General features: G+C 58.6%; 18 protein-coding genes. 6 read left to right on the top strand and 12 right to left on the bottom strand.

Annotated elements, in window-relative coordinates:
• Positions 1-220: 220 nt before the first annotated feature.
• Together zapE and E4O97_RS18880 are read left to right on the top strand one after the other, a co-directional pair.
• Positions 221-1,327, top strand: coding sequence for a cell division protein ZapE (zapE, locus tag E4O97_RS18885; RefSeq protein WP_148853717.1), 1,107 nt, complete (start codon positions 221-223; stop codon positions 1,325-1,327).
• 165 nt (positions 1,328-1,492) lie between these two features.
• Positions 1,493-1,987, top strand: coding sequence for a GNAT family N-acetyltransferase (locus E4O97_RS18880; protein ID WP_032875912.1), 495 nt, complete (start codon positions 1,493-1,495; stop codon positions 1,985-1,987).
• Positions 1,988-2,085: 98 nt separating this feature from the next.
• Here the strand turns inward: E4O97_RS18880 and E4O97_RS18875 are convergent, their stop codons facing one another.
• From E4O97_RS18875 to E4O97_RS18860, 4 genes are all read right to left on the bottom strand, one after another.
• Positions 2,086-2,298 (bottom strand): hypothetical protein, encoded by a 213-nt coding sequence (locus tag E4O97_RS18875; RefSeq protein ID WP_032875909.1) that lies wholly within the window; start codon positions 2,296-2,298, stop codon positions 2,086-2,088.
• A gap of 142 nt (positions 2,299-2,440) precedes the next feature.
• Complete coding sequence (locus E4O97_RS18870; RefSeq protein WP_248161942.1) at positions 2,441-4,678, bottom strand: TonB-dependent siderophore receptor; 2,238 nt, start codon at positions 4,676-4,678, stop codon at positions 2,441-2,443.
• A gap of 127 nt (positions 4,679-4,805) precedes the next feature.
• Positions 4,806-6,548, bottom strand: a complete 1,743-nt coding sequence (locus E4O97_RS18865) for a phosphoethanolamine transferase CptA (protein ID WP_248161940.1) — start codon at positions 6,546-6,548, stop codon at positions 4,806-4,808.
• Between the two features lie 154 nt (positions 6,549-6,702).
• Entirely contained in the window at positions 6,703-6,879 is a 177-nt protein-coding gene (locus tag E4O97_RS18860; protein ID WP_157243918.1) for a DUF6026 family protein, read from the bottom strand.
• 259 nt (positions 6,880-7,138) lie between these two features.
• Between E4O97_RS18860 and gnd the strand changes: the two genes are divergently transcribed.
• From gnd to E4O97_RS18845, 3 genes are read left to right on the top strand one after another with little or no spacing between them, the layout of a single operon-like run.
• Positions 7,139-8,122, top strand: coding sequence for a phosphogluconate dehydrogenase (NAD(+)-dependent, decarboxylating) (gene gnd, locus E4O97_RS18855; protein WP_248161938.1), 984 nt, complete (start codon positions 7,139-7,141; stop codon positions 8,120-8,122).
• Complete coding sequence (gene zwf / locus E4O97_RS18850) at positions 8,119-9,642, top strand: glucose-6-phosphate dehydrogenase (RefSeq protein WP_005788671.1); 1,524 nt, start codon at positions 8,119-8,121, stop codon at positions 9,640-9,642. The genes gnd and zwf overlap by 4 nt, the downstream gene beginning before the upstream one ends.
• On the top strand, positions 9,639-10,463 hold the full coding sequence (locus E4O97_RS18845) for an HAD family hydrolase (RefSeq protein WP_248161936.1): 825 nt from the start codon (positions 9,639-9,641) through the stop codon (positions 10,461-10,463). The genes zwf and E4O97_RS18845 overlap by 4 nt, the downstream gene beginning before the upstream one ends.
• A gap of 67 nt (positions 10,464-10,530) precedes the next feature.
• Here E4O97_RS18845 and E4O97_RS18840 read toward each other — a convergent pair whose 3' ends face one another.
• Positions 10,531-10,791, bottom strand: a complete 261-nt coding sequence (locus tag E4O97_RS18840) for a hypothetical protein (RefSeq protein WP_032875895.1) — start codon at positions 10,789-10,791, stop codon at positions 10,531-10,533.
• Between the two features lie 344 nt (positions 10,792-11,135).
• Here E4O97_RS18840 and E4O97_RS18835 point away from each other — a divergent pair, with 344 nt between their 5' ends.
• Positions 11,136-12,458, top strand: a complete 1,323-nt coding sequence (locus tag E4O97_RS18835) for a sigma-54 dependent transcriptional regulator (protein WP_078821498.1) — start codon at positions 11,136-11,138, stop codon at positions 12,456-12,458.
• Between the two features lie 544 nt (positions 12,459-13,002).
• On the opposite strand, the gene E4O97_RS18830 is transcribed toward E4O97_RS18835, so the two are convergent.
• The 7 genes from E4O97_RS18830 to E4O97_RS18800 form a co-directional block, all read right to left on the bottom strand.
• Positions 13,003-14,310, bottom strand: a complete 1,308-nt coding sequence (locus E4O97_RS18830) for an autotransporter outer membrane beta-barrel domain-containing protein (RefSeq protein ID WP_005788665.1) — start codon at positions 14,308-14,310, stop codon at positions 13,003-13,005.
• 49 nt (positions 14,311-14,359) lie between these two features.
• Entirely contained in the window at positions 14,360-15,103 is a 744-nt protein-coding gene (locus E4O97_RS18825) for a hypothetical protein (RefSeq protein WP_078821497.1), read from the bottom strand.
• Between the two features lie 37 nt (positions 15,104-15,140).
• Entirely contained in the window at positions 15,141-15,821 is a 681-nt protein-coding gene (locus E4O97_RS18820; RefSeq protein ID WP_032875883.1) for a C39 family peptidase, read from the bottom strand.
• 60 nt (positions 15,822-15,881) lie between these two features.
• On the bottom strand, positions 15,882-16,619 hold the full coding sequence (locus E4O97_RS18815; RefSeq protein ID WP_005788658.1) for a hypothetical protein: 738 nt from the start codon (positions 16,617-16,619) through the stop codon (positions 15,882-15,884).
• A 69-nt stretch (positions 16,620-16,688) separates the two neighbouring features.
• Positions 16,689-17,237 (bottom strand): adhesin, encoded by a 549-nt coding sequence (locus tag E4O97_RS18810; RefSeq protein WP_078821496.1) that lies wholly within the window; start codon positions 17,235-17,237, stop codon positions 16,689-16,691.
• On the bottom strand, positions 17,237-17,677 hold the full coding sequence (locus tag E4O97_RS18805) for a hypothetical protein (protein ID WP_032875874.1): 441 nt from the start codon (positions 17,675-17,677) through the stop codon (positions 17,237-17,239). The genes E4O97_RS18810 and E4O97_RS18805 overlap by 1 nt, the downstream gene beginning before the upstream one ends.
• A gap of 299 nt (positions 17,678-17,976) precedes the next feature.
• Entirely contained in the window at positions 17,977-18,972 is a 996-nt protein-coding gene (locus E4O97_RS18800) for a FecR family protein (protein WP_032875872.1), read from the bottom strand.
• Between the last annotated feature and the right edge of the window lie 115 nt (positions 18,973-19,087).

The raw sequence follows: 19,087 nt of genomic DNA, 5'->3' as shown, positions 1-19,087 counted from the left end.
GCCATCCATGGCGCGGGGCGGCTAAACCGGCATCCCTGCCGGTTTACCCCCCCAATCCCTGTCGAATTTCGGCCAGCGTGGTTTGACGGGGCGCCTGAGATCAAAAGCAGATCAAGATCAAGAGCGGCTCGCTTCGCATCGTGGTTACGGTTGGTGACTACAAACCAGGCTCAACGGGGCGTGCCCCCTCTCATATTTAGTCCGCAGAGCAGCATCTGACATGACGTTCGACTCGCCCCTCATTGCCTACCAGCACGCTATCGCCCAGCAAGGCTTCGTCTCCGACGACGCCCAGCGTCGGGCGGTGCAGGCTTTGCAAACCTGTCACGAGGGGTTGCATCAAGGCCATTCGCCAGTTGCCGGGGTCTATCTGTGGGGGCCGGTGGGGCGTGGCAAGACCTGGCTGATGGACCAGTTCCACCAAAGCCTGCGTGTGCCCGCGCGGCGTCAGCATTTTCATCACTTCATGGGGTGGGTGCATCAGCGCTTGTTCCAGCTCACCGGAACCCAGGATCCTTTGCGGGCGCTGGCTCAGGAGCTGAGCCAGGAAGTGCGCGTGCTGTGCTTCGATGAACTGTTTGTCAATGATATCGGCGACGCGATCATCCTCGGGCGGCTGTTCCAGGTGATGTTCGAGCAAGGCGTGGTAATGGTGTGCACCTCCAACCAGCCGCCTGATCAGTTGTATGCCGATGGCTTCAATCGCGAGCGTTTTCTGCCGGGCATCGACGCGCTCCAGCAGCATATGCAAGTGGTGGCGGTGGACGGTGGCGAAGATCATCGCCTGCATCCGGGGGTGGGGCAGCAACGCTATTGGGTGAATCAACCGAATGCACTGGCTGCGGTGTTCAAGCAATTGAGCCAAGGCCAGGCCGTAAGCAGCGGGGCGGTGAGCGTGGGGTACCGCTCCATTGTGGCGGTGCAGGCCAGTGATACGGTGCTCTGGTGTCGTTACGCCGAACTGTGCGAGCAACCCCTGGCCGCGATGGACTTCATGCTGCTGTGCGATCGCTTCGAGGCCATCCTCCTGGGTGAGGTCCCGAACCTCAGCGCCCAACAGCGCCCGGGGCGGATTGCCCGTGGCACCGAGGACGGCGCCGAGCGTGTGATGGCCGGGGACCGCCAATTGCCGCAACTGTCGGTTCATGATGACAGCGTGCGGCGCTTTATCGCCTTGGTGGACGAATGCTACGACCGCAAGGTGCCACTCTTTATCGAGGCCCGGGTGCCCTTGGAGTGCCTGTACACCGAAGGCTACCTGGAGTTTCCATTTCGTCGCACCCTGAGCCGCTTGCAAGAGATGCAACTGCAGCGCTTTGCTGTCTAGGAAAAATCCCCACTCCAGGGGCTTTTGCGCGATTTGATGCGAGCAACCTTCGCAATTTCTGTCAGATATTTGTAGTTAATCTCCTTCATCTACTGCCGACTCCACGCTTACAATCGAGGCTCTCAAAGGGGAACGAATCCCTGGTTGTCGTTATCGAGGAAGGAAATGGACACCCCAGACATCCTGGTGCTGCAAGCCAGCTATACCAACGAGGTGCACGCCAACGCCATCGGCTTGCTGCTCAACCACTATGCGCAAGACCCGATGGGCGGCGGCCACGCCTTGTCAGCCGATCTGTTGCAGCAACTGCCGGCTGAACTGGCCAAGCGTCCTCATGCGTTCAGCGTGCTGGCATTTGTCGGTGGCGAACCGGCAGGGTTGGTCAATTGTTTTGAGGGCTTCTCGACGTTTGCTTGCCGCCCGCTGGTCAACGTTCACGATGTGATGGTGAGGGAACAGTTTCGTGGCTTGGGCTTGAGCCAGAAAATGCTGCAGAAGGTCGAAGAAATCGCCCGCCAGAGGGGCTGCTGCAAGATTACTCTGGAAGTGCTTGAGGGCAATGAACTGGCGCAATCGGCGTATCGCAAGTTCGGGTTCGATGATTCAGTATTTGATCCGAAGTATGGCCATATGTTGTTTTGGAGCAAGTCGCTGTCATAAATGACTGGCGAAAAAAAGGCGCCATTAGATGGCGCCCAATAAACCTTTGCCAACGGAGCGGGATGGCGCAGGGTATTACGGATTAACTAAGCATTAAATCAACTGTTCGGTTGTTCCTGGCTGACGGTATCGACTTTCAACGTCTTCCCGTCGGCAGAGGCCATTCGTTGCTCTGCTGTGCCGTGAGTTTGCTGTTGAATGAAGCTGAAGTTGTCGTAGAACTCCTTCGAACGCTCTGAACCGCCCTCTGCGAAGGCAGCGGCGGAGGTCAGGGTCATCAGGCTGGCAAGCATCAACGTCGAGATTTTCATCGCGGTATTCCCATTAAGAGTGATAGGTGTCTGGCCGTTCCTTGATCAGAATCATGGAGCGACTATGGCGCTATCTTATTAAGTGGGAATTAACTGACAGGCACTGCGAAGTTAACGATTTTGTTAACTTCGCAGGGAGCGACTACAGCTTCCAGTCCAATGCAAGCGTGATAGATCGCGGGTCCCCCCAATACACACCATTATAAAAGCCGACACGTTCGTAATATTTTTTATCAAATAGATTGTTAACGTTAACCGAGGCGGAAACCTGTTCGTCGAACTGGTAGCGTGACATCAGGTTGACCACGGTGTAACCCTGTTGCGTGATCTTCGCCCGCGTGGTTATCGGCCGACCTTCGCTATTGCGTGCCCCTGTGGGCCGGTTACCGAAATCGTAGATTTCGCTTTGCCAGTTCACCGCGCCACCGACGGTGAGGTTGCGCCATGCGCCCGGCAGGCGATAGGCGCTGGAGACCTTCAACAGGTTCAAGGGCTGGCCGGTATTGGTACGTTTGTCTGAGCCATTAAGCGAGTGGGTGTAGGTGTAGCCGGCGGTCAGGTTCCAGTCTGGCCGGATTTCGCCTGCGGCTTCCAATTCGAAGCCGTTGACCTTGTTACCCTTGCCGCCAGACTTGTAGTACTCCTCGCCAGTGACGGGGTTGGGAGGGACCGAGTCATCGCGCTCTGCAACGTTGTCCTGGGTGCTCCAGAAATAGGCGGCCGCCAGGTTCAGACGTTCATTGAGCAGGCTGCCCTTGAGCCCCACCTCATAATTGCTGCCCACCACCGGTTCCAGGTACTTCTTGTTGATGTCACGCCTGTCTTGCGGCTTGAAGATATCGGTGTAGCTTGCGTAAACGGTGTACTGCGGGGTGATGTCATAGAGCAGCCCGGCGTAGGGCGTCCACATGTCGTTGTGGGTCTGGCGTGTTTTGCCGGCAGCCGTCAGTTGATCATTGTCGTTGTATTCAGGCGTGGCGCTTTCCAGCTCCCAGCTGCCGTAGCGGCTACCCAGCACGGCGTGCAAGCGGTCTGTAAGGCTCAGTCGAGTGGCGAGGTAGCCGGCTTTCTGCTGTTTTTTGCTGTGTTCGCCCTTGAGGTCGGTGACCGTGTCGGCGAACTTGCCGATATCGCCCATGTGCTTCCAATCCTCGATGGGGTAGTAGCTGGCAGGCAGGTCGTTACGCATAAAGGGCGAGACGTCCCGTTGGGCGGCCTCGCCATAGCCCATCATCAACCCGTGTTCGCGGCCCAGCAGGGTGTAGCTGCCGGCCAGGTTGAAGTCGATGGCTTCCATCCGCGACGTACCGCGCATATGACTGGCCCAGGCCGTCATGCCGCTGCGGTCCGCATTGGGAAAACCGGTGCCGCCGTAGTAGACCTTGCCGTCGGTGTCACTTTGGCGATGGGTATAGGCAGCCTTCAAATGCCAGTCGCCGCCGAGCCGATGGTCGAGGTTGGCGAAGGTGGTCTTGTCAGTCAGCGGCCAGGAGCTCCAGTGCGCCGCCATATTGGTGGAGCGAGGCAACCTTGCCTTGCCGCCCTGGCTGTTCCAGTAGGGCACAGTGCCCCAGGAGGTGCCTTGTACCTGTTTGTCCTGGTAATCAAAACCTACAGCCAGCACCGTATCGTCTGAAAGGTCACCTTCGAGAATGCCGTAGCCAACTGCGCGCTGCAGCCCATAGTTATCGCGAAAGGATTTGCTGTCACGGTAGGCCAGGACGCTACGCCCGCGCAGCTTACCGTCGAACGCCAAAGGCCCACCTACGTCGATGTAGCTGTAGTAGTTGTCATGGCTGGCGCCACTCACACCGGTCTGTGCCTGCCATTGGGCAGTAGGGCGCTTGCGCACCATGTTGACGGTGGCCGATGGGTCGCCCGCGCCTGTGGTCAGGCCCGTGGCGCCGCGTACCACTTCGATACGGTCGTAGATGATGGTGTCGGCGTCGGACTTCATGTAGCCGAATGTGTTGAGCATCCCATCAACCTGGAAGTTGTTGATGCCGTAACCGCGGGAGGAGTAGTAGACACGGTCCGAATCGTTATGTTGAACGTTGATGCCGGTGGTCTGGCGCAGCACTTCGGTCAAGGTGTTGAGGTTGAAGTCATCCATCTGCTGGCGTGTGATCACCGAGATCGATTGCGGGGTTTCCTTGATGGAAAGGTTCAGGCGGGTGGCGGTATTCATCGAACCGGTGGTGTAGGCACCGGTGTGCTCGGTGGTGGACCCAAGGCCGTCGGCGCTGATAGTGGTCGCGCCCAGCTCCAGGGCTTTGCTGGAGGCTTGTCCGGGGTCGATTTCAGCCAGCAGATCCGGGCTCAGCGCAAGACTGAACAGCCCGAAGGTAATGGTCATGGAACGGGTAAAAGGCGCGAACATTGCGGCAGACTCCTTGTCGTCTTTTAACCCTCCCGGGGTGGGAGGGCATGGTTCAAAGACGAAAGGAGGTGTGGAACTTTAGGCTTAAACGAGAATGATTGTTATCTTTGTGTTGCAGGGCCCCTGATTACTTCGCCACCACTTCGGCGCCATTGGCCTTCTTCGGCTTGATCAGGCTGAAGTCGATCAGGGCCTTCTGCTTGGTTTCGTAAGGGTTGCCGATCAACAAGGGCCGAGGCTTGAAGCTGTCGCTGACCAGGCTCTTGCTGTGGTCCAGTTCGTCAAAACTCAAGCCTGCCATGTCGGCCCAGGTGTGGATCAACTGCGAACTGCTGTAAGGCCGTTGCAGGTCGCCGGCGAAACTCCAGTCGTGGCTTTCGCGCCACTTCGGTGAGGCGTAGGCCATGAACGGGATGGTGTACATCGGTGCAGTCGGCTTGCCTTCGTTGCGGCCCAGGGTGTCGTGGCCGGCGGAGTCGAACACATCTTCGCCGTGGTCCGAGAGGTACAGCAAAAAGCCGTTGGGGTCGGTCTTGGCGTAGTCCTTGATCAGGCTGGAGACCACGAAGTCGTTGTACAGCACTGCGTTGTCATAGCTGTTGTAAGTCGGCAACTGCGCGTCGCTGACACCGGTCGGCACGCCCTGGCGGTCGGTGAACTTGTCGAACGTCGGCGGGTAACGGTACTGGTAGCTCATGTGAGTACCCAGCAGGTGCACCACGATGAACTTGCGCTCGGCGGTATCGGCCAGGGCCTTGGAAAACGGTGCCAGCACATCGCCGTCGTACTGGCGGGCGTTCTGGTTACGGTTGTTGTTCAGGTACACCTGCTCGTCGGCCTGTTCGGAAAAGGTCGTGAGCATGGTGTTGCGCTTGGTCATGGTCTGCTGGTTGGTGATCCAGAAGGTCTTGTAGCCGGCCTGTTTCATCACGCTGACAATCGACGGCGTCTTGAGGTACAGGTCCGGGTTTTCTTCATCGGCAAAGGTCAGCACCTGTTGCAGCGCTTCAATGGTATAGGGGCGAGGGGTGATGACGTTATCGAACACGGCCAGTTGGTCGCGCAGCTTGTCCAGTTCCGGCGTGGTGTTGCGCGGATAACCGTACAGGCTCATGCGCTGGCGGTTGGTGGACTCGCCGATTACCAGTACCAGCGTGGACGGCTGGCCGGCCATGCTGTCCTTGAGGTTCTTCAATGGCGGGATCTGGCTGGCGCTGTTGAGCATGCCCTGCATATTGTCCAGCTGTTCGGTGTAGCGACGGTAGGCGACGATCATCTGCCAAGGCACGGCAGGCTCGATACGGGTTTCGAAACGATCAATGGCCAATTCCATGGTTTCGCTGGTGGCGATTTGCTTGACCAGCGGGTAGCCCACAACCGCCAGGACAATGGCGATGGCCGCCACGATCGACTGGCCGCGAGGCAGGTACACCGGGCGCAGGCGCGTCCAGAGGAAGATAGCGAAGGCGGTGTGGGCTATGAACGCCAACACGATCCACCAGGCAAAATATTGGGTCGCGTATTCGCCCGCTTCGGAGATGTTCGACTCGAACATGATGAAGATGACGCTCTGGGAGAACTCCTGCTGGTAAATGAAGAAGTAACCCAGGCTGGCCATGGAGCAGGCCCACAACACCACACCGATCAAGGCGGCAAGCAGGCGTGTCTTGCGCGGGAACAGCAACATCGGCGCCAGCCACAGTGCACTCATGAAGAATGCCTGGCGGAAACCACTGAAGCCGGACGTGCCGGTCAGTTGGATAAGAAGCTGGGTAATACCCGAGAAATACCAGAAAAACAGGAATAGCCAACCAAGGCCGGCCCAATCAAAGCCTTTCGCAGTCGTCGTGCTGCGTTTGAACATCGCCATCCAGCGCCCCATCAGTCAATGATCGTCGCGCAGAGTCGCGCGACATCGGGCCGCTCAGAACGTGAGCGGCATCGCGGGCGGGAGTATCAGGATAAGTGTGTGAAAACTTTGTGAGTTTTCCGTAGGTATTGCCTTACAAACTGACCAGGTGCGTTCAGCAGAGCGCCGGCTTGGCCTGGGATGGCAGCTCGAGCTGGGCTTGAAGGTGTGAACGCAGACGCAGGACTTCCTGTTGCAACTGATCGCGCTCGTCCTTCAACTGGCGCAATTCATCGCGACGGATGCTGACGTAGAGGGTCTGTGGCGGGCGGGTCATCTGTGCTGTGCTCATTGCTTACCTCGCAAATAGCCGGTAGATCGCGCTGCTCAAACAGGGTTTGGGCAACAGTCGGAAGCAAGTTTGAATTCTTTTTTGCAGCAAGGGAACTTTTTTATTTTTGGCGGTCGTGTGACTTTTCAGGCGGTGATGGTGAAACGATGGCAACTTTTTTGTCATGAAACTACACGGATCCGCTCTGGACTAACCCTCATTAGCCTCATTGCGCTATAAACTATGTCACACATTTTTTAGAAGTTAGGAGCATCAGCACATGCAACTGGGGATTATCGGACTAGGCCGCATGGGCGGTAACATTGCGCGGCGCCTGATGCTCAATGGGCATACCACCGTTGTATACGACCGTAACGAAGCCTTCGTCAAAGCCTTGAGCGAGGAGGGCGCCACTGGCGTCGCCGACTTGAATACCCTGGTGGCTGGCCTGCAAAAGCCCCGTGCGGTCTGGGTAATGTTGCCGGCGGGCGCCCCCACCGAAGACACCATCAATGCCTTGAGCGAGCTGCTCGAAGACGGCGATGTGATCATCGACGGCGGCAATACCAACTACAAGGATGATGTACGTCGCGGCAAGGCCCTGGCTGAAAAGGGCCTGCACTACGTTGACGTCGGCACTTCCGGCGGCGTCTGGGGCCTGGAGCGTGGCTATTGCATGATGATCGGCGGCGACGTCGAGACCGTGCAGCGCCTGGACCCGATCTTCAAGAGCCTGGCCCCTGGCCTTGGCAATATCCCGCGCACCAAGGACCGTTCGGCCGCAGCCGACCCACGCGCCGAGCACGGTTATATCCATGCAGGCCCGGCGGGTTCCGGTCACTTCGTCAAGATGATCCACAACGGCATTGAATACGGAATGATGCAGGCGTTCGCCGAAGGTTTTGACATCCTCAAGACCAAGAACTCGGAAAACCTGCCGAAGGATCAGCGCTTTGACCTCAACGTTGCCGATATCGCCGAAGTCTGGCGCCGTGGCAGCGTGGTGTCGTCGTGGCTGCTGGACTTGACCGCCGACGCCCTGGCCACCGACCCGAAACTCGATGGTTACTCCGGTTCGGTAGCGGACAGCGGCGAAGGCCGTTGGACCATCGAAGCGGCCATGGAACAAGCGGTGCCGGTACCGGTGCTGTCGACGTCGCTGTTTGCGCGTTTCCGCTCCCGCCAGCAGAGCACCTACGGCGACAAAATGCTGTCTGCCATGCGCTTTGGCTTTGGCGGCCATGTGGAGACCTCCAAAAAATGACCGCCAACGGCAAGAAACCCAAGGCCGAACCTGCTCCACCTACCACGTTGTTTCTGTTTGGCGCCCATGGCGACCTGGTCAAGCGCCTGCTCATGCCGGCGCTGTACAACCTGAGCCGCGACGGGTTGCTGGGCGATGGCCTGCGTATTGTCGGCGTTGATCACAACGCCATCAGCGACGCAGACTTCGCCAAGAAGCTTGAGGATTTCATTCGCACCGAAGCCGCCAGCAAGGTCCGGGGCAATGCTGAACATGCCCTGGACCCTGCGCTGTGGGCGCAACTGGCCAAGGGCATCAGCTATGTCGAGGGCGACTTCCTCGACGACGGCACCTACGCGGATATTGCGCAGAAGATCGCCGACAGCGGCACCGGCAACGCCGTGTTCTACCTCGCCACTGCGCCGCGCTTCTTCAGTGAAGTGGTGCAGCGCCTGGGCAGTGCCGGTTTGTTGAATGAAACGGACGATGGCTTTCGGCGTGTGGTTATCGAGAAGCCGTTCGGCTCCGACCTGGCCACCGCCGAGGCGCTGAACGCGTGCCTGCTCAAGGTGATGAGCGAGAAGCAGATCTACCGCATCGACCATTACCTGGGCAAGGAGACGGTGCAGAATATTCTGGTCAGCCGCTTCTCCAACGTGCTGTTCGAAGCGTTCTGGAACAACCATTACATCGATCACGTGCAAATCACCGCGGCTGAAACCGTCGGCGTTGAAACCCGAGGTAACTTTTTCGAAAAAACCGGCACACTGCGCGACATGGTGCCCAACCATCTGTTCCAGCTACTGGCGATGGTCGCCATGGAGCCGCCGGCAGCCTTCGGCGCCGATGCGGTGCGGGGGGAGAAAGCCAAGGTGGTCGGTGCAATTCGCCCCTGGTCGCTGGAAGATGCGCGGGCCAATTCCGTGCGCGGCCAGTACACCGCCGGCGAAATCGCCGGCAAGCCATTGCCCGGTTATCGCGAAGAAGCCAACGTCGCACCCGACAGCAGCACCGAGACCTTCGTTGCGCTCAAAGTGATGATCGATAACTGGCGTTGGGTCGGTGTGCCGTTTTACTTGCGAACCGGCAAGCGCATGAGCATCCGCGACACCGAGATCGTGATCTGCTTCAAGCAGGCGCCTTATGCGCAATTTCGCGATACCGAAGTCGATGAGCTCAAGCCCACTTACTTGAAAATCCAGATCCAGCCGAACGAAGGCATGTGGTTCGACCTGCTGGCCAAGAAGCCTGGGCCGACTCTGGAGATGGCCAATATCGAGTTGGGTTTTGACTACAAGGACTTCTTCGAGATGCAGCCCTCGACAGGTTACGAAACCCTGATCTACGACTGTTTGACCGGCGATCAGACGTTGTTCCAGCGTGCCGACAACATCGAGAACGGTTGGCGCGCCGTGCAGCCGTTCCTGGATGCATGGAAGGAAGACGACGGTATCCAGGCCTACAAGGCTGGTGAAGATGGCCCGGTGGCAGCGGATGCGTTACTCGCTCGTGACGGTCGCACCTGGCACAGCCTCGGATGAGTGACGTAACGATTCATCCCATCCGCTTTGTCCTCAGTGATGTAGACGGGACGCTGTTGCACCCCGACCACAGCCTCAGCCAGCGTACCGCCGATGCAATTGGTGCGATGCGTGAAGCCGGGGTGCTGTTCAGCCTCGCCAGCGGGCGTCCGCCCAAGGCCATGCTGCATTTGATCGAGACGTTTGGCATCGATGTGCCGGTGGCCGGTTTCAACGGCGGCACGCTGGTCAACCCGGATGGCAGCATCCTGGTGGCTCACCATTTGCCGGCAGACGCGGCACTGGTCACCCTGGCGCTGTTTTCTGCCGAGCCGGACGTGGAGGTGTGGGTGTTTGCCGACGGCGATTGGCTGCGCCGCGACCCGCCAGGGCCAATGATGCAGCGCGAAGCTGATGGCTTGGGCTATGGCCCGGTGGTCGTGGAGAGTTTCGAGCCCTACCTGGACCGGGTCGACAAGATTGTCGCGGCCAGTAACAACACGCAGTTGCTGGTGGAGTTGGAAGCGCAGTTGCAGCCCAAGGTACAAGGTTTGGCTCAGGTATCGCGTTCGCAGCCGGTGTATCTGGACGTGACCGCAATGCTGGCTAACAAAGGCGAAGCCTTGAAAACCCTGGCCGAGCACCTTGGCGTGCCGCTGAACCAGACCGCCGCCATCGGCGACGGCGGCAACGATCCGGCGATGTTTCACGTGGCTGGGTTGTCGATTGCCATGGGTCAGGCTGAAGAAACCGTCAAGCGCCAGGCCAATGTGGTGACCGGCAGCAACGTCGAGGACGGGGCTGCCGAGGCATTCGAGCGGTTTATTCTCGCGGCATGCTAAGTACTTGAAGTGTTATTGCACAACTTCCAGCCGATGTTTGACGTTGGCTGGAAGTTGCCGCATTGAATTACTTCGGCATTGCCCAGGACTGTAACTGGTAGCCATCTTTGTCGAGCTCGGCGCGAGCCTGCAACAACAGGTCTTCAAGTTGAGCCGGGTCGGTATAGGCAGTCGACGACAGCTGTTTTCTGCCGATACGGGTGTTGGTACGGTCGATGACGCTGAGGCTGAGGGCGCCATTGCCATCGTGCCAGGCCACGCACTGAAAGGGTTGGAAGGCACGGTCTGCAATCAAAAGAGCTTCGTTGATGCGCAGCGGAGCGTTCATTTGGGTCTTCTCTCTGTATGCCCATTCAAGTGAGTACCGGCGGTTGGGCTGACCGTGCGGTGGGTTACTTGTACTGATGCACGATGGTGGGGTGCGGGTCACATGCTAGAGCAAGAAATTTTAACTTTCCCTGACTAACGTCATGTAAGCGGCTGTTTTGAAAGCTGATTGAAAGTTTCGGCAGCAGCAAACTTTTTGCCCCCGATTAAACACACATGGCTTTTTGCCCGCACTTATAGCGAAATAGTACAAGGTGAGCGTCAAGATCTTGCTAGGGTTAGCGCCAGGCGCCCCAAATCCTTGTTTCTAAATAACTTTAATAATCTTGGCGCCAAGGAATCGTCATGATTGTGACACCTGTTCAACGCCGCTTGCTGGTAGTCGAGCCCTGTGATGACTGTCACAGGCTACTACCCGGCTTGCGCACTGCCGGCTGGGAAGTTGACAGCTGTGCATTGCAGGCGGTGGGGGATCGTTCTTGCGATGTGGGCCTGCTCCGCTTGCAGCCCTGTCATCTGGAACGCCCAGAGGCGGTCAAGGAGTTGATTGGCCGCAGCGGTACCGAGTGGATCGCCGTGCTCAGTCCTGAAGTCCTGCGTTTGCAGAATGTCGCAGACTTTGTCTGCGAATGGTTCTTCGATTTTCATACCTTGCCGTTCGATGTGGCTCGGGTCCAGGTGACCATTGGGCGTGCGTTTGGCATGGCGCGACTGCGGGGCAAGGGTGTCGTGCCGGTAGATGAAGCCCACGAGTTGTTAGGCGACAGCCGCCCGATTCGTGAACTGCGCAAACTGTTGTCGAAGTTGGCGCCCACCGAATCGCCGGTACTGATTCGTGGCGACAGCGGCACCGGCAAAGAGCTGGTCGCCAAGACCCTTCATCGACAATCCCAGCGCCACGCCAAGCCGTTTGTGGCGATTAACTGTGGGGCGATCCCTGAACATCTGATCCAGTCGGAACTGTTCGGCCATGAAAAGGGCGCCTTTACCGGCGCACATCAGCGCAAGGTCGGACGGATTGAGGCGGCCCACGGTGGCACGTTGTTTCTGGATGAAATCGGCGATTTGCCGATGGAGCTGCAAGCCAACCTGTTGCGCTTTCTTCAGGAAAAACATATCGAGCGCGTCGGCGGCAGCCAACCCATTTCGGTGGATGTGCGGGTGCTGGCAGCCACCCATGTGGATCTTGAAGCCGCGGTGGAGAAGGGCGCCTTTCGCGAAGACCTGTATTACCGCCTCAATGTCTTGCAAGTAGTCACGGCCCCATTGCGCGAGCGCCATGGTGACGTGGCGATGCTGGCCAATCATTTTTCGCGTTTCTACAGCCAGGAAACCGGCCGACGCCCGCGCAGCTTCAGCGAAGAGGCATTGGTGGCGATGGGGCAACACCCGTGGCCGGGCAATGTGCGTGAGCTGGCCAACCGTGTGCGCCGCGGTCTGGTGCTGGCCGAAGGGCGCCAGATCGAAGCCGTGGACCTGGGGCTGCAAGGCCAGCAGGTACTTTCGCCGCCGATGGCGACACTGGAAGACTACAAGCACCGCGCCGAACGCCAGGCGTTGTGCGATGTGCTCAATCGGCACAGCGATAATTTCAGTGTTGCAGCCCGTGTGCTGGGGATTTCCCGGCCGACGTTCTACCGGCTGCTGCACAAGCACCAGATCCGCTAAGGCGGGTTGTGGAGGGTAATGCCGGTCACTTAAGCGCAGATCCCCTGTGGGAGGGAGCTTGCTCCCGATGGCGGCCTCAGGACCGGCCGGGATGTTGGATTAGACCGAGTACATATCCGTTATTTGGGTAACGGCTGCTACTGGTTCCGCTCTTACAGCGGGTCACTTTTGAAAAGAAGAGCCCAAAAGTAACCAAAAGGCTCTTGCCCCACCACTCGGCACCTCGCTTAGGCTCGGTGTGCCCGTAATCCGCCATGGATTTGGGGGGGGCGCCGCCACGCGCCATCCATGGCGCGGGGCGGCTAAACCGGCATCCCTGCCGGTTTACCCCCCAAATCCCTGTCGAATTCCGGCCAGCGTGGTTTGACGGGGCTCCTAAGATCAAAAGCAGATCAAGATCAAGAACGGCTCGCTTCGCATCGTGGTTGCCATTGGCGACTGCAAAGTTGTGTAGATACCTATGCCCCGATAGCGGTGGATCAACCAACATCAATGTTTGCTGGGCCGACGTCTTCGCGGGCTTGCCCCTCCCACTTTTTCGCGGTCAGAAGTAGTACGGGAATTTCAGGCTGAACGTAAAGTCCGGCGCATCATCGGTCATCCCGATCGCCAGGTTCGGCACAATGGTCAGGTTATCCGAGGCGGCAATCGTCATGCCTACGTTGAAATAACCCGCGTTGGCATCGCTGGACACCACCGATTGCCAGTCGCCGCCGTCCGGCTTGAGCTTGCTCTTGCGCTGCACCAGATCGGAAACCGAGAACGACATGCTCATCTTCTCGTTCAAGGCGAACGCCACACCGACACCGAACTGGAAGCTGTCGCCCAGGCGTACTTTGCCCCCCACCTTCTGGTTGACTTCACTGCTGATGTCATCGAACGAGTCTTCGAAGTTGTGGGTATACGACAGCGAACCGAACAGCACCGCCGGGTCGAAGGTCTTGACCAGGGAAATGCCCGGTGTAACCGACCAGACCCCGTTGCCCGTAGGCAGGCTTTCCGGCAAGTAGAGGTTGTCGTTATTGGGTTGCCTGACCAGCTTGATGCCGAACGGCTCTTTACCCGTGGGCGCCTTGACGCGCACAGACACTACCGCATCCGGCAAGGTCGGCGTTTCGTCGAGGAACTTGTAGGCCACGCCAAAGTTGACGTCACCGATGGTAGGGTCGCGGGTCACCGAGGCTTCCGAGGTGGCGGTGGCATCGTTGCCGGCGCCGCCGGACTGGTAGGTCGAATCGCGGTACACCACGGGGACGTTCAGATCGAACTGCCAGCGGTTGTCGACGTTGTAGCGCCCGGTAAGGTCCAGGGTCCAACTGTCGGACTTGATCCGGTCCAGGTTGATATTGCCCAGAAAGATCGAGTCCAGCGCCAGGAAGCCATTGAGGGTCAATTGGCGTGCATCGTAACGGGCATAGGTGATGCCGGTTTCCACGCTGAACTTGCCATTGCCGAAAAAGCCGCTGGCCTCGTTGTACAGGTTGCTCACACTTTGCGCAGGGGCCGAGTCGTCCTTGAGGGATTGGCCGTAGGAGCTGCCGCCACCGCCTGCACCACCTGACGCTGCGGCTGCACCGGTACCCGTGGCGGCGACAGCGTTAGCGCCTTGCTTGAAGTCGGCAGGTGATTTGGCCAAGCGCTTGGGGGCGGGCGCTGCGGGTTGATCCTCTACCTGACGCACGCGTTGCTCCAGCACGGCCAAGGCTTTTTGCTGCACGTCATAGCGTTGCTTGAGTTCCAGCAGTTCCTTTTTCAGGGTTTCGATATCGGCGTCTGGCGCGGCATACAGCACGGATGCGGGCAAGAGCGTACTTAAACAAATCACCGCGCGTAGCGATAACGATCGATGCATGAAATAAGCCGTCCTGTTCTAATGCGAAAGTGTCGAGGGTCAGCGTAGTTCAATAACCGAGCGTGCGTAGGCCTTTGAGTTGATCCAAATTGCAGTTCAACGCGCCATTGTTCAAACCGTTATTGTTCATCACGACGTTGAGTTGGGTGATGTTTCTGACAAGGTTGCTGTTGCCGGTCAGCACCGTACCCTGCAGCACATTGCCGCCGCCGATCTGCTGCAGGCTGTTGCCCTGGTTGTGGTTGGCCTGGATCGCCATCTGTACGCCGCCGTTGTTGGCCGAAACGCTGACGCGGCCCGCCGCGCTGTCGCCGGTCACGGTGCCGCCGGCCATCAGCACTTGCCCCGTTTGCAGGTTACTGGCGGGGGCGACGCCATTCTCGATGCTGATGCCCACATCGTTGTAGGCGGTGTTGCCATCGCCTGCGGTGCGCACGCTTTGGGTTACGCCCTGGCCGCTGCCGAGGCCGGCGCCACCGACCACATTCCCGGTTCCGGTGTTTGGCAGGCTGCCGTTACCCGTGGAGCCGGTGGTTTGCACATAGAATTGCGGAGTAACGGTGGTCTTGTCGATCTGCATGTTGGCCGTGCCGGTAATGCGGTCACCGACGGCGTTGGTCCAGGTGCTGCTCATGACAATGCCGAAGCTGATGATGCGCCCCGGCATTACGTAACGGCCACGCAAGTCGGCCATCTGCGCATCATTGAGTTCGATCGGTTTGAAAGCCGATGAAGCATAGGCGGGTATAGAGGCTGCCAGACACAAGACCGTCAGCCAACGGAAAGTGCTCATCTGCTGCTCCTGGGGCGTCCTGCCCCTTATTGCGCTTCTAGAAGAAGTCGCTCTGGATAAAACCGAAATCCATCAACTCGGCATCGCCCACGGGCCGGAACTCGTTCAACTGGTTCTTGGCCGTCAGCGGAGTGGGCGGGTCAAGCAAGACGTTGGCCTTGTCGTAACCTTCACCCAGCACGGCAAACACAATGCCATTCCAGCCTTTGACGAAGTCGTCACGGGAATAGCGCTTGTGCCCCAGCACGGGATCGCCGATATACACCCAGTCCTTGTCGGCCCGCTGCATCACCACGAAGTGCTTGTAGCCACGGATCTCCAGCAGCACCACCACGGGAATCTTCACCGTCACCAGGGTATCGGGTGCGATTTTGTAGCCGCGGGCACGCATACCGATGCTTTCGAGGTAGCGCTTCATATCCAGCATGGAAAAGCCTTGGGTGCGCACCAGGTCCTGGTCGGCGGTTACCAGCATCCCTTTGATGATGTGGTCTTCGTCGACGTCCAGCCAATAGGCCTGGCGCAGGATGGTCGCGAGTGCCGCGGCACCGCAGCTGAAATCGGTTTTCTGTTCCACCAGGTTGGCGAACCGGCGCTCACGGATGCTCTCGACCTTCTTGAAGATCACCGCACCGCCGGGCATGGCGGAAATCGCCATGGTGCCTGCCCAGGTCGTGCCGGTGAGCAACATCAAGAGGGTGAGGGTCGCGATACGCATGATCGAATGACCTGTTGGACACTGAAATAGAAAGGGCCTTGTTGCCAAGGCCCCGTTGGATCAGAAGCGCACGCCGCTGCTGCACACAGTGCAACCCTGGCCGATCGACAGGCTGTTGCTGCCCTGGTTGCCCGCACCGGATTGCAGGTTGACGCCTACGTTGCCGGAGTTGCGGTTGACCGAGTTGTCGAGGCTGGAATTGTTCGACACGTATTGAGCTTTGCCACCATAGCCGTGGCTGCTGGCGGCGGTGTTGAGGAAGTTGTTGGCAAGCGAGTTTTGTTCGGTATTGGCTGCCGCCGCGATATTTTTCCCGTCAGCGGTCACGATAGCCAGGTTGTTTTTACCTTGGTTGCCTTGACCGGACTGGCCGTTGTAACCGACGTTGCCGGAGTTACCGTTAACAGCATTATCCAGGGAGGAGTTGTTTTGCGTGCCTTTGTTGATGAAGCTGTTCAGCCCGCTGTTTTGATTCACGTCGACCACGCCGAACACGGTCGCTGCATCGCCTTTGGCGCTGGAGATGGCGGCAGAGTTGTCGGCCTGGTTGCCACTGCCAGACTGCACGTTGACGCCGACGTTACCGCTGTTGCCATTGACGGAGTCATCGGCAGACGCGTTGTTTTCGGTTTTGGTGTCGTTGAATTTATTGCCTGCGCTGTTTTGTACATCCGTGACGACAGCAGCAATTACGCCCGTTGGCTGAGGCGCTGGGTGCCAGCCACCCGCTTGAGCAGCTGCTGCCATGAGTGCGGCGAGAGCGAAAACCAGAGGTTTCAGAGCCATTTGAGGTTTCATGGTGTTTCTCCTTGCTTCTAATTAGTTGGGTTAAGTGTTGGTACGGTCTAACTAACGTCTACCAAGCGGTTACTTGATAGTGATGCCCAGGGTGTTAGCCACTCGGTTCCCCACCCCGGCACTCTGGTTCACCTGAATCACTCCTCGGCTGCCGGTGAAGGCCTGGTCGCTGGTCGCGACCTGGCGGCTGCCAGTGGTGGGGGTGAGCCCTGAGTCGGTCAACTGCGTCGTGTTCTGTTGCAACAGGACGCTGTCATCGATGCTTTGCGGGCCAGGGTTGAGGCTGATCCGCACCGCGTTGATTGATTGGTTATTGGCCCCGGCCGACTGGTTAACGCCCAGCACGCCGTTGCCATTGATAAATGAAGCGCCCTGAATCGCCACCTTGGCACTCAAGGACGGGTCGACGTTGCCGTCGAGCCGCTGGATATTCACATTGGTGGCCTGGCCATCGAGCGCGATTGCGCGGCTGTTGGACATCTGTTGCTGGTTGCCGGCGGCCTGGTTGATCGACAGCACACCTTCGTACTGTTGGCCGCTGTTGTTGATAACGGCGGTGTTGTCGGCCATTGCCGAGGCGCTGCCCAGCAGGGCGATGGTCAACAGGATGCGCTTCATCATTTGCCCCCCAGCATGTTGCCCAGATTGTTCAAGGGCGCCATGCCGCGCTGGATCGAACCATTGATCTGTCCAGCCATGCTGCTGCCCGCGCCATGGCCGGCGGCTGCACCGGCGCCCTGGGTCGACAGGCTGTTTTGCGTGGCGCCCAGGCCAGACAGGTTGCCGTTGGGCTGGATGGAGCGCGCAAGGCCAGAACCGCTGCGGATGCCGCCAATGTCCCGATCACTGAGTTCGCCGGAGGTGGCACTGATGATTTCTTTGCTGGGGTTGGCGTTGGCAGTGGTGGGGTATGGATCGGGGAGGGAGGTGCGTCCGTACATGTGACCCTGCACGGTTCGCCCTGTCACGATAACGCCATCGCCCGCATGGCTGATGCCGGCGCTGAGCACGCAGCTGATCAGCAGTACGGTTATCGAGGCGTGTGTGAGTGTGATCACGGCGGCAGTCCTTTTTCTGAACGCTGACCCTAAACAGCGTTATCAGGGAAAGAGCAGAACCCGTGCCGCTTTTCGTTTACGTTTGAAACTCAATAGGTTGCGATTTTTCTGCGCGCATCGCCGATAGCAGTGTTTCAAGCATGAAACAGTCGCTGGGCGGCGCGATATGCCCGGCCACACTCTTCAACTGTGTCAGCGATGAAACAGTCTCGATGACAGATGCATGAATCCGCAGCCGCTGGGCGATTCAGCGTACCGAGGTGTTTCAAAAGTGGACACTGAAGTAAAAAAAACGCGCCTCAACCCTTGGGCGTTTTACCCGGGATGGAGTTGAGTACGGGATTGCCATCCTGGTTGCGGGTCAGGTAGACCGGCAGGACCTTGGGCAGGGAAGGGATGAGGTTGTTGACCTCGCTGAGGTTATAGATGCCACCAATGCGAATGCTCCCGGTGCCAGCATCCGCCAGCATCACTGGCTTGTTCAGGTATCGGTTGATCAGCGGTAACGCATCGGCCAATGCAAGGTTATCAAGCACCAGCTTGCCCGTACGCCAGGCAAGCGCAGGGTCATTGGGTTTGATCGCGGCGACTTGCGGCGTGGCGTCGCCGCGGTGGTAGCTGGCCTGCATCCCCGGAGTCAACGGCACGCTGCCATGCACCGCGTCGCTGGTGATCTGCACCGAGCCTTCCAGCAACATTACCCGCACCTGGTCTTCATACTTCCACACATTGAACTGGGTGCCCGTCACCCGAACCTGGCCTTCGCCAGCCTGCACGATAAACGGGTGCTCGCTGTCGTGGGTGACGTTGAAAAACGCTTCGCCCTTGGCCAACTTCACCTGGCGACGATCCTTGTAGTGGCTGTAGACCAGCTCGGTGCCCAGGTTCAACTCCACCTCACTGCCGTCACCGAGGGTAACTTTGCGCAGCCCGTTGGTGGCGTCAAACCGCTCGTATGAGCTTGGCAACCAACCGGCTTCCCAGCCCGTGAAGGCGGCCAGCGGCAGAGCAGCAAGGCAGATAGCGGCTGCCACCGCATAAGAGCGCCAGCGTTTACGAGGCTTGAGCGGCACCACAAGCGGTGCAGGCGCATTGCGGGGCAAATGATCGGCCACGTCCCAGATTTCCAACATCGCGGCATACTCGAAGGCGTGCAGCGGGTGGGCATCGTGCCAATGTTCGAAGGCCTGACGTTCAGCCGCCGTGCAGTCGCTGGCATGCACACGCATACACCAATGCGCAGCGGCGTCGGTGATGGCGTCGTATTCGGCTTCTGAAAGGGACTTTTCGCTCATTTATTCATCCTGATTTCCCACATTCTACCCCCCCGAGCCTTACGGCGAGAACAGCATCATGGCGATTGCATATCAATTGGAACTTATTCTTGTTTAAACGCGCCTAAAAAATCAG

Origin of the sequence: Pseudomonas sp. W15Feb34 (assembly GCF_023127765.1) — a bacterium.
GTDB lineage: Bacteria > Pseudomonadota > Gammaproteobacteria > Pseudomonadales > Pseudomonadaceae > Aquipseudomonas > Aquipseudomonas synxantha_A.
Note: the sequence above shows the minus strand (reverse complement) of the source record. Positions and strands in the feature narration are given on the sequence as shown.

Excerpts from the sequence above, each read along its gene's own strand:
- zapE (WP_148853717.1), top strand. The coding sequence starts at position 221 with ATGACGTTCGACTCGCCCCTCATTGCCTACCAGCACGCTATCGCCCAG.
- E4O97_RS18880 (WP_032875912.1), top strand. The coding sequence starts at position 1,493 with ATGGACACCCCAGACATCCTGGTGCTGCAAGCCAGCTATACCAACGAG.
- E4O97_RS18875 (WP_032875909.1), bottom strand. The coding sequence starts at position 2,298 with ATGAAAATCTCGACGTTGATGCTTGCCAGCCTGATGACCCTGACCTCC.
- E4O97_RS18870 (WP_248161942.1), bottom strand. The coding sequence starts at position 4,678 with ATGTTCGCGCCTTTTACCCGTTCCATGACCATTACCTTCGGGCTGTTC.
- E4O97_RS18865 (WP_248161940.1), bottom strand. The coding sequence starts at position 6,548 with ATGGCGATGTTCAAACGCAGCACGACGACTGCGAAAGGCTTTGATTGG.
- E4O97_RS18860 (WP_157243918.1), bottom strand. The coding sequence starts at position 6,879 with ATGAGCACAGCACAGATGACCCGCCCGCCACAGACCCTCTACGTCAGC.
- gnd (WP_248161938.1), top strand. The coding sequence starts at position 7,139 with ATGCAACTGGGGATTATCGGACTAGGCCGCATGGGCGGTAACATTGCG.
- zwf (WP_005788671.1), top strand. The coding sequence starts at position 8,119 with ATGACCGCCAACGGCAAGAAACCCAAGGCCGAACCTGCTCCACCTACC.
- E4O97_RS18845 (WP_248161936.1), top strand. The coding sequence starts at position 9,639 with ATGAGTGACGTAACGATTCATCCCATCCGCTTTGTCCTCAGTGATGTA.
- E4O97_RS18840 (WP_032875895.1), bottom strand. The coding sequence starts at position 10,791 with ATGAACGCTCCGCTGCGCATCAACGAAGCTCTTTTGATTGCAGACCGT.
- E4O97_RS18835 (WP_078821498.1), top strand. The coding sequence starts at position 11,136 with ATGATTGTGACACCTGTTCAACGCCGCTTGCTGGTAGTCGAGCCCTGT.
- E4O97_RS18830 (WP_005788665.1), bottom strand. The coding sequence starts at position 14,310 with ATGCATCGATCGTTATCGCTACGCGCGGTGATTTGTTTAAGTACGCTC.
- E4O97_RS18825 (WP_078821497.1), bottom strand. The coding sequence starts at position 15,103 with ATGAGCACTTTCCGTTGGCTGACGGTCTTGTGTCTGGCAGCCTCTATA.
- E4O97_RS18820 (WP_032875883.1), bottom strand. The coding sequence starts at position 15,821 with ATGCGTATCGCGACCCTCACCCTCTTGATGTTGCTCACCGGCACGACC.
- E4O97_RS18815 (WP_005788658.1), bottom strand. The coding sequence starts at position 16,619 with ATGAAACCTCAAATGGCTCTGAAACCTCTGGTTTTCGCTCTCGCCGCA.
- E4O97_RS18810 (WP_078821496.1), bottom strand. The coding sequence starts at position 17,237 with ATGAAGCGCATCCTGTTGACCATCGCCCTGCTGGGCAGCGCCTCGGCA.
- E4O97_RS18800 (WP_032875872.1), bottom strand. The coding sequence starts at position 18,972 with ATGAGCGAAAAGTCCCTTTCAGAAGCCGAATACGACGCCATCACCGAC.